This window comes from Anaerotruncus sp. AF02-27 (assembly GCF_003465835.1).
In the GTDB taxonomy this organism is placed as follows: Bacteria; Bacillota; Clostridia; order Oscillospirales; family Ruminococcaceae; genus Anaerotruncus; species Anaerotruncus rubiinfantis.
Map to the genome: position 1 here is coordinate 66,402 of NZ_QSBX01000017.1, position 8,713 is coordinate 75,114.

Annotated in this window: 6 protein-coding genes; 2 read left to right on the plus strand and 4 right to left on the minus strand. The window is 45.8% G+C overall.

Features of this window, described 5'->3' with window-relative positions; translation table 11 throughout:
• Window positions 1-75 precede the first annotated feature (75 nt).
• The 4 genes from DWV16_RS12950 to DWV16_RS12965 form a co-directional block, all read right to left on the minus strand.
• Window positions 76-1,653, minus strand: a complete 1,578-nt coding sequence (locus DWV16_RS12950; RefSeq protein ID WP_158572872.1) for a xylulokinase — start codon at window positions 1,651-1,653, stop codon at window positions 76-78.
• On the minus strand, window positions 1,628-2,734 hold the full coding sequence (locus DWV16_RS12955; protein WP_118479624.1) for a (Fe-S)-binding protein: 1,107 nt from the start codon (window positions 2,732-2,734) through the stop codon (window positions 1,628-1,630). Before DWV16_RS12955 ends, DWV16_RS12950 begins: the two co-directional genes overlap by 26 nt.
• A 61-nt stretch (window positions 2,735-2,795) precedes the next feature.
• Window positions 2,796-4,226 carry an FAD-binding oxidoreductase gene (locus tag DWV16_RS12960; protein ID WP_066454713.1) on the minus strand — a complete coding sequence of 477 codons (1,431 nt, stop codon included), beginning with the start codon at window positions 4,224-4,226 and terminating at the stop codon, window positions 2,796-2,798.
• A 431-nt stretch (window positions 4,227-4,657) separates the two neighbouring features.
• Window positions 4,658-6,424, minus strand: a complete 1,767-nt coding sequence (locus DWV16_RS12965; RefSeq protein ID WP_158572873.1) for a sigma-54-dependent transcriptional regulator — start codon at window positions 6,422-6,424, stop codon at window positions 4,658-4,660.
• A 216-nt stretch (window positions 6,425-6,640) separates the two neighbouring features.
• Between DWV16_RS12965 and DWV16_RS12970 the strand changes: the two genes are divergently transcribed.
• Window positions 6,641-7,660, plus strand: coding sequence for a zinc-binding dehydrogenase (locus DWV16_RS12970; RefSeq protein ID WP_118479628.1), 1,020 nt, complete (start codon window positions 6,641-6,643; stop codon window positions 7,658-7,660).
• Between the two features lie 17 nt (window positions 7,661-7,677).
• The gene (locus tag DWV16_RS12975) at window positions 7,678-8,484 is read left to right on the plus strand and encodes an HAD-IIB family hydrolase (RefSeq protein WP_158572875.1); all 807 of its coding nucleotides are present in this window, start codon (window positions 7,678-7,680) and stop codon (window positions 8,482-8,484) included.
• Window positions 8,485-8,713: the final 229 nt, after the last annotated feature.

Sequence of the window (8,713 nt, forward strand, 5' to 3'; positions counted from 1 at the left end):
CCTTTCTTTTTTGAGGTAAAATTTTTGTTTATAGGACATAAGCTTTTGCTTTATCAAGACTTTAGATATTGGAGATCATGGTCTGCTGATCTTTTTATAAACCGGGGCCATTGCATCATGGATTTCCCTATAGATTTTAAATTTCTCCGCATAAATCCCAGCCGTCTCCGGATTTGGAACCACATGAACTGTGGGATCATGTTTCACACAGGTTTTCACGCTGCTCTCATAAGAGGAGAACATTCCGATTCCCACGCCTGCCAACATCGCCGCACCCAGAGAAGAGTCGCTGTTTTTTGTCATAACAAGCTCTACGCCCAGCATATCAGCAATGATTTGACGCCACAGTGGAGACTTTGCGCCGCCTCCCAGAATATTTGCCTGTTTGACCGTTGCGCCCGTGCTCACCACTCGGTCAAGGCTGTCCTTCATCGAGTAACCAACGCCTTCCAGCACCGCTCTTGTAAAATGCGCCTTTGTATGGAAAAGGCGTGCGCCTATAAAGCTTGCCCTTAGGTCACTGTCATAATAAGGGGTGTTTTCTCCTTGCAAATAGGGATGGAAGTAGAGATCGTCGCTCCCCGGAGGTATGGCGGCCGCCATTTCATCCATCAGATCATAAGCGTCCCGCCCGTCTTTTTCCGCCTGCATCATCTCCCCTGCTGATAGCGTATCCCGGTACCATCTGAAGGAAGATGCACATGATTTGGTGCCAGCTCCTGGATACCACAGGCCTGGGACTAGGTGCAGGTAGTTGATAAGCATGGGATCGTCCAAATGCCGGTCTGTGATGACACAAATCCGACCGGCTGTCGCCAACTTGATGGTGGCGTCCCCCTGACTGATCGCTCCATTGGCATAGACTTCCAGCACCGTATCTGTCGATCCTGTCACGACCTTTGTGCGCGGGCTAAGACCTGTGTCAGCGATCGCCTGCGGCGTAAGTGGTCCGATGATATCCTCGGGATTGATAATCTTGGGCAAGATGGAGGGAGAGAGCCCCGCAAAAGCACAGAGCTCCTCCGACCATCTCCGATTTGGGACATCCATCATCAAAGATCCCATAGCATCGATAAAGTCGGTGACAAAGTCGCCAGTGAGACGGTAACGAATGTAGTCCTTCATAAACAGAATTTTTTTGATGCGTTTATAATTCTCCGGTTCATGATCCCGGATCCACATCATATGTGTCAATGTTCGGCTGGGAGCCGCCACATTAAAGCACTGGGAATATACCAGGTCACGATGATTTTGCCACAGGTCCTGCGCATAGGCCGCGCCCCGATTATCACTCCAATAGATCGCCCGGCGGACGGGCCTGTCGTTTTCGTCCAGATAGACAGCTTGCTGAGACCCCGCAGAAATTGCCAGAGCTGACACTGCATCCGGGGCAACACCGGACTTCTCGAATAATGTGCGAATGCAATAGCATAACGCATCATAGTGTCCATCCGGGTCATGCTCTGCCCACCCGTTCTCGGGGTAGTATGTGGGATATTCACGCTGAGAAGTCGTGACAACAGTACCATCTTCTCTGAGCAGAGTCGCTTTTGCCGCGCCTCCGCCAAAGTCTACACCGATTGTATAACTATTCATCCAGTGTACATCCCCTTTCTTCGGTTCTTTTTTAGCAACAGCGGTCAAGAAGAACAAAGATATCCTCAATTTCAATGGAATTCTCTGTACGGCCGGCGCTAAAGATGTCATAGCATCCTGGGCAAGCACAAAGCATCGTCTCGGCACCCGTATCTTTTGCCTGCACAAGCCGCGCATTCGCAGTCATCTTGGTAATCTCGGGAGAGTGTGCAGCTACACATTCTCCGCCACAGCATCTGGTATTCGTCTTATTCAGGAAAATTTCATGCATCTCGGCACCCATAGCGGCAATGATTTCCCGTGCGGGCTCCGTCTCATCCAGATCACGTACCAGCCGGCAGGGATCGTGGTAGCATACCTTCTGATCGGCGGCTTTTTTTGTAATAACCAGCTTGTTCTCTTTCAGAAGCTGAGCGACATATGCAGTCGCCGTATGTACTTCCGCGGACAGCGTACAATCCCAGCGTGGATAATCCGCCAGAAGGATCTTTGCATCGGCGGGATCCAAAACGACCACATGCTTACAATTTGTTTCAGCGACAGCCTGTGCGAAAGTGTTAGCCGTAGCCTGGACTTCAGCGGTTTCACCAATCAGATCGTACATCATGGCGCCAACAGGCGGTTCGTCGCGCAATAGAGTAAAATCGACACCAGCTTTTTTCAGCAGACTGACAACAGCTTTTGCAATCTGTGGTGTCTTGGCCCGGGCAGTGTCGCCCAACACAAGCAGTACATCCGCTGTTTTGGGCAGGCCGTCGGCCGAAGCGGCAATATCCTCTTTCTCTGCGAACAGGCTGCCAGTGGACAACACCTGATCAACAACAGGAGCTACTTTTTCAGGCAGCACATTTTGCGCTACCGCTTCGCGTCTTGCCTCCCGGATAAACTTGGCAGGCTCGTAGCTGGTTTCACACCAATCGGCGCAAGCGTTGCAAAGGGCGCACTGATAGAAATCAATAACAGATTCTTTAAAAATTTCCGCACCCTGATTAGAACCATCACTGTACTGAGCCAATATAGCTCTGCCACGAGGCGTGTGCGCCTCTTTTCCGGTTGCCAGACCAATAGGGCAAAGGTGCCGGCACATGAAGCAGATACGGCAAGCTGCAATATGATTTTTTGCATCCTGAGAAAACATGGATTCATCCTCCTACTTATATGAATAATTGAAATGATTGGAGCTTATCGGAAATCCAATATTAAACGCCCATCTTGTAAGGATTCATTATTCCATTGGGATCAAACATTTTTTTCAGGCCTTCGAATACGAACATATCGGAGCCATACTGTTCCTTCATAAACTTACCAAGCTTAAGTCCCGTGCCATGATGGTCATTAACCACACCACCGGCTTGAATCGCAGCATGCAGGCCAGTCTGCCACATCTGGTTATGTAACCGAATAGCCTCAATGGGTTCCACCACCGTAGGATTGTTCACCACGAATCGGCCATACATCATTGCGCCCCAGTCATACCAGTGAGAAAAGTGCGCAAGAAATCTGACGTTGTCATATTTGCTTTCAATGGCATCTTTCATAGCCCAGTAGATATTCTCAATTTTGCTATACCGAGCCAAAGTGTCAATGGTACCGAACATCTGGGGATATGCAAAAACATGGTCGGGATAAAAGAATGTAACACGGCTCTCCCACCACTTTTCGCCATACTCAGAACCCATATCCTCCCCACCATGTTTGGCACAGATTTCAATGGAACGGCGCAGTTCAATTTCCGCAATCTCCCGAGGGCCTTCCACACCCATATTCATAAATGCGCCCTTACGGCCGACACCCACGATTTTCTTAATGATGGAGGTGGTTTCGCTTTCGTCATAGAGACGAATCAACGAAGGCTTATATTCATGAAGCATTTCGCGAACAGCTGCGATACCACTGGTAAGATCGGGGAAAAGGAAACCGCGAAAAAGGCGCGCTTCAGGCAGCTTGAACAGCTTGAAACTTGCTTTTGTCATTATGCCAAAGGTACCCTCAGAGCCAATAAACAGGGCCTTCATATCTGGGCCGGAGGAATGTTTCGGAACAGGAGCAGTGTGCAAAATTTGACCGCTGGGCAGTACCATTTCCACGCTTATACACTGATCTTCGATCTTTCCGTATTTGGTGGATAAAACGCCCATGCCGTTGTTTGCCAAAAAACCGCCAACGGTGCCGCAGGTGATTGCGCTTGGAATATGCATAGTGGAATAGCCTCTCTCGTTGACATACCACTCCAACTGCTGGAAATTGATGCCTGTTTCACAGGTGACAACATTGGACTGCTCGTCAAATTCCAGAATCCGGGACATCCGCTTCATATCAATTGCGATTCCACCTCCGCTGACAGGAACGATGCCACCCTGAGAACCCGAAGCGCCACCAAAGGGGATCACGGAAATCTTGTAATAGTTAGCGATCTTTAAGACCTTAGCAACTTCTTCTGTGGAGTTAGGCCGCACAACAAAATCGGGCATCGGAGGAATTCGGTTGTTGGCGACGAGCATGTGAGAGATCCAAAAACCGTCCACTCCATGCGTGATACGGTCTGCAATGGAGCAGTCCACATTGTCCGGCCCTACAGCATCCTCCAATTCGGAACGAATTGTTGTCCACAAAATTTCGTTCATTTCCATTTAATAAAACTCCTTTCAATAAAATATCATTTTTTTGTGGGCTCAAAGTCATGCGCTTCTGCACAAGTTTACCGAAGGTAGAAGTTGTTTTCATAATTGAAAACATTTACGGGTATCTGCAAATAAAGGGAAAGCGATCGATCTACTTACACCTCTTCCCCGATCCTGCGCTCTGATTTTCCAAAAAATTATAAGTGGTTCGCCAAAAAGAATTGGATGGATTCACTAAAATAAGACCAGGACCCGGTGTCTTTATATTAAATTAAGACAATTGAAGCGTCAATTTACTCCTTGCCCAAAAACGTAGCATTTTGAAACAATTTGAAAAAATAAAAAAAATATCTCACTAAAACGTATTGTTATCAAACACATTTTAGTGAGATATCCAAACTGCAAGGAAACTGTAATATTGTAAAGTCGATCTTAGAGTCCTACAATTTACGCCAAAGCGTACTTCGGCTAATACCGAGACGTTTCGCAGCCTTTGATTGATTCATCCCTTCCTCTTCCAAAACCGCGCGTATAATGCTATTTTCTATATCTGATAACGTACCATTCAATGCCAAGCTTGGCGTTTCTATTAGGTTGCGTGCAAGTTGCTTTTGTAAAGCGGCAGCAACAGCAGCTTTCGAAATGTAATCGCCTTCTGTAAGAATAATAAGTTCTCTCATAACATGGCGAAACTGTTTTAGATTTCCAAACCAATGGAAATTTCCCATCATCTCAATGGCTCCCGCCTCAAATCCAATGACTTGCCGGCCAAACTGGACATTTAACTCATTCAAATAGATACTAGCTAAGCTCGAGATATCTTCTGCATATTCATCAAGCCGGGGCGCCGACAGAGGCAACGCCCCAATTTTATCATAAATATAGTCTAAAAGCGTGCTCTTTTCAAAGGCATTTTGCGCTTTTGGAATATAAGAAAAAAGTAATCGATTCCTTTTATAAACCAAGGTATTATCAAAATAAGTTTCCAGTGCCAAAGCTTGCTGTTCGGAAAGGCACTGCATATTTTTGATGTAAATCGTATAATTTTCATAGCCAAGAGGAGAGTCCGGATCTTTAAGCAGTATTTTCCATTGTTTATCGTCAATAAATTGACAATCCAGCTTCACAAATGGCGCATCCCGCAGCGCTCCTCTACTGCTTGTGGCATATGCAATCGCATCTTTTCCAGAACCTACTCCGCCAAAAATAATCACGGGGAGTGCGGAGTCCCCGTATTTTCTGGCATTTTCAAGCGTTTCCTTTAGACATGGCGATTTTGCATAAAATGTTTCAAAATTTATGTAGGGCAGATCATCGTAGTTCCGGTAGGTCAAAGATCCTCTGTCAATCTTGCCAATGACATCGCCACGTTTGCAGTAAAATGCCACCAGATTTTTAGGTTCGATACAGTGGCCATGGATATTCCAATAATTTTTCCCCACTTTTTTGAGTAGAGAAATGCGCCCTCTTTCCTGCAGTGCGGGAACATACTTCGACAAAAACATGGACAAATGTCGCTCATCTTCTACTGGCAATTGAGGTGTCATATAAAAGAGATCCCCATTTGGGTTGAAAACAAGGGTAATTTCCATGGAATGATCTAAAATGCTACGATACGCCTGAACATATTGCCGGCTCTCGGCAATCGTATCATACCAGTTAATAACCTGCGCTAAAGCAGCGTCTACACTTTCCCGGCCAGACATGACCAATATGGTATTAAACCCATAGTGTTTTGCGTGCAAGGTGGTGATAACATCGCCAATAATTAAGCTAATGCCTTGTTCCTTCAAATCGCTGAAACAATTTTTAAGATCGTCTTCCGAATCAATCGTATGGATTTCCAGAGAATATTGCATCAAATCTGAGATGGATTTGGCGCAATCGCCAATCGCTTTGAATCCGACAACCGCAGATTCTCCAATATAATTTTGAGCGAGTTTGATGGCACGGAGCATATCACATACCGAAATTTGGATTCGGATCACGGGAATATTTGCAACCGTCTCAATAAGCTCCGCAGTGCCTGCACGGGAAATAATTGCAACATAGCCATTATGCTGCAGCTCTTGAGCAATATGCAGGCCTTCGTACATATCTCCAATATACGTATCTACTTCTAAATCAGCAAATGCTTTCGCAGACTCGTTGATGATCTCTCGCAAACCTTCATAGGGAACAATTGCTAACAATTTAATCCGCTTCATTCCTGGCACAACCCCTCTCCGCTTTATATTTTGGGGAATATGTGACCAGTATATCATATATTTTAAAATAAATCGATAAGATGAAAAAAATAATAATATGTTTATATTTGAAACACTATTTCCAATCGCGACAGTTGAAAGCCATCCATTCCTTTTCTATAATGAAAAAAGAAAACTGTCAATTTACCATACAGAAAAAAGGGGTTGTATCCTATCATGAAAGCTGCGTTTGTAACAGAACCTTATCATGTCGAGATTCAAGATATTCCTTGTCCGGCCTGTAGACCTCAAGAAGTTCTGATTCAAGTGAAAAATGCAGGTGTATGCGGATCGGATCTTCATCTGTTCCGAGGGACTCACGCGTTCCGCAATCCTCCGGCTATATTGGGGCACGAAGTTGCAGGTACGATTGTGGAGGTTGGCGCTGACGTCTCGAAATTCAAGGTGGGAGATCGGGTCACGGTTGAACCGCAGATCGGTTGTGGCCAATGTGAATTTTGCCGCAATGGAATGGTAAACCACTGCATACATAAAATAGTGCCCGGTACAGATCAGTGGCTTGGGACATTTGCTGAATATTTTGTTGCACCAGAATCAGTGCTCTATCCTTTGGCGGATTCTGTTTCCTTCGAAATGGGAACCTTAATTGAACCGTTGGCTGTAACCGTTCATGCAATGCATCAATTAAGCGGCGTATCAAAAGACAGTATTCTCATTCTAGGCGCAGGAACGATCGGGCTGCTGTGCATGACCGTTGCAAAGCAGATGGGATATAAAACCGTCATCTGTACAGATACGGCGCCCTTCAACCGGAAGTCAGCAGAAAAACTTGGAGCAATCGCACTAGATCCGTCGAAAGTTGATGTCCCAAATGAAGTAAAGCGGATCAACGGCGGCGGAGTCGATGCCGCTCTCATCGCCGCAGGAGCAGGAAATATTCTTGATCAAGCCAGCGCTTCTGTAAAAAAACGTGGAGAAATCTGCATGGTGGCAATGGTCACCGAAAAAATTCCGTTTTATAGCTATAGCGTGGTTCTCAATGAGCAGCGCCTGGTTGGCGCTATGACCTATTCTTCGGAACATTTCGCTATGGCGGCCAATATGATCAACAATGGTCTGGATTTAACAATGTTTGTCACACAAAAAATAGATTTGTCCCAAACCCAGGAAGCATTGCAAATGCTCAGCGAGAAAAAAGGGGACATCATTAAAATTTTGATGACTTTTTCGGAATAAATATGGAGGCCGTATCCATGAAAAAATTTCGGGATATCATGCTCATCAGCGATGGAGATGGAACGTTGCTGAATCAATCGAATCAAATCCCGCAAAAAAACATAGAAGCACTTCGATATTTTATGAAACAAGGAGGTTCTTTTGTACTTGCTACAGGAAGGCCCAAAAACGGAGCAAGACATATTTGGGAAATCCTCCCAGACCACAGCATGCCCACTATCTATTTTAATGGTGCCTTGATTTACGACCCTACACAGCAAGCTGCGCTGCATGCCGATGTACTGCCTGCCGGAATGCATCAAGTTCTCCAATTTTTACTTGACGATTTTTCGGAAATTGGAATTGAATGCTATACGATCGATCAGGCATTCGTTCTCCAGGACAGCGAAATTACGCAGATGCATATCAAAATGCTTCATGAAACGCCTCAGTATGTTTCCGTGAAAGATATTCCCGAAACTGGAATTTTAAAGATGTTCGTCACCGGCAGCCATCAGGAAACCCGCGCCGTGCAGCACAGCCTGCTTGAGACATTTCCGAATATGTTTCAGGCGGTTCCTTCAGGCGATGTCTTTCTTGAAATCTTTAGCCTGCAAAGCGATAAAGGGGCGGCTGTCAGATTTTTGAAGCAATACTACCCCCAAAAAAAGCGATTCTATGCGGTAGGCGACAACTATAATGACTTTTCAATGTTTCGTGAGGTTGAACAGGCATTTGTCCCTGAAAATGGCGTTCCGAAGGCGAAAGAGATCGGACGTGTTGTAAGCTCCTGTGACACCGGCGCATTATTCGATGTTATACAGTATTTGGATGCGCTTTACTAAGTAAGAACGAATCAGGGGCGAAGTCCTGATAAAGTATGTTAAGCTGTCTTCACTGCCCGATGCCCGGGCAGGAATTCATATTGCCTCTCCGCAAATGCCCGCCACGTGCGGGCATTTTTGCGTTCCCATCCCAACGGATGCGCATAGTCAACAGAAGTCGTTTATAAAGATGTAAAGAGGCGGTATCGGTACTTTTGGGACACCCCTATCCCCCATTGGCAAGAATTAA

Bases quoted from the DNA above. Each gene is read 5' to 3' on its own strand.
- DWV16_RS12960 (WP_066454713.1), bottom strand. From the start codon at position 4,226: ATGGAAATGAACGAAATTTTGTGGACAACAATTCGTTCCGAATTGGAG.
- DWV16_RS12970 (WP_118479628.1), top strand. From the start codon at position 6,641: ATGAAAGCTGCGTTTGTAACAGAACCTTATCATGTCGAGATTCAAGAT.
- DWV16_RS12965 (WP_158572873.1), bottom strand. From the start codon at position 6,424: ATGAAGCGGATTAAATTGTTAGCAATTGTTCCCTATGAAGGTTTGCGA.
- DWV16_RS12955 (WP_118479624.1), bottom strand. From the start codon at position 2,734: ATGTTTTCTCAGGATGCAAAAAATCATATTGCAGCTTGCCGTATCTGC.
- DWV16_RS12975 (WP_158572875.1), top strand. From the start codon at position 7,678: ATGAAAAAATTTCGGGATATCATGCTCATCAGCGATGGAGATGGAACG.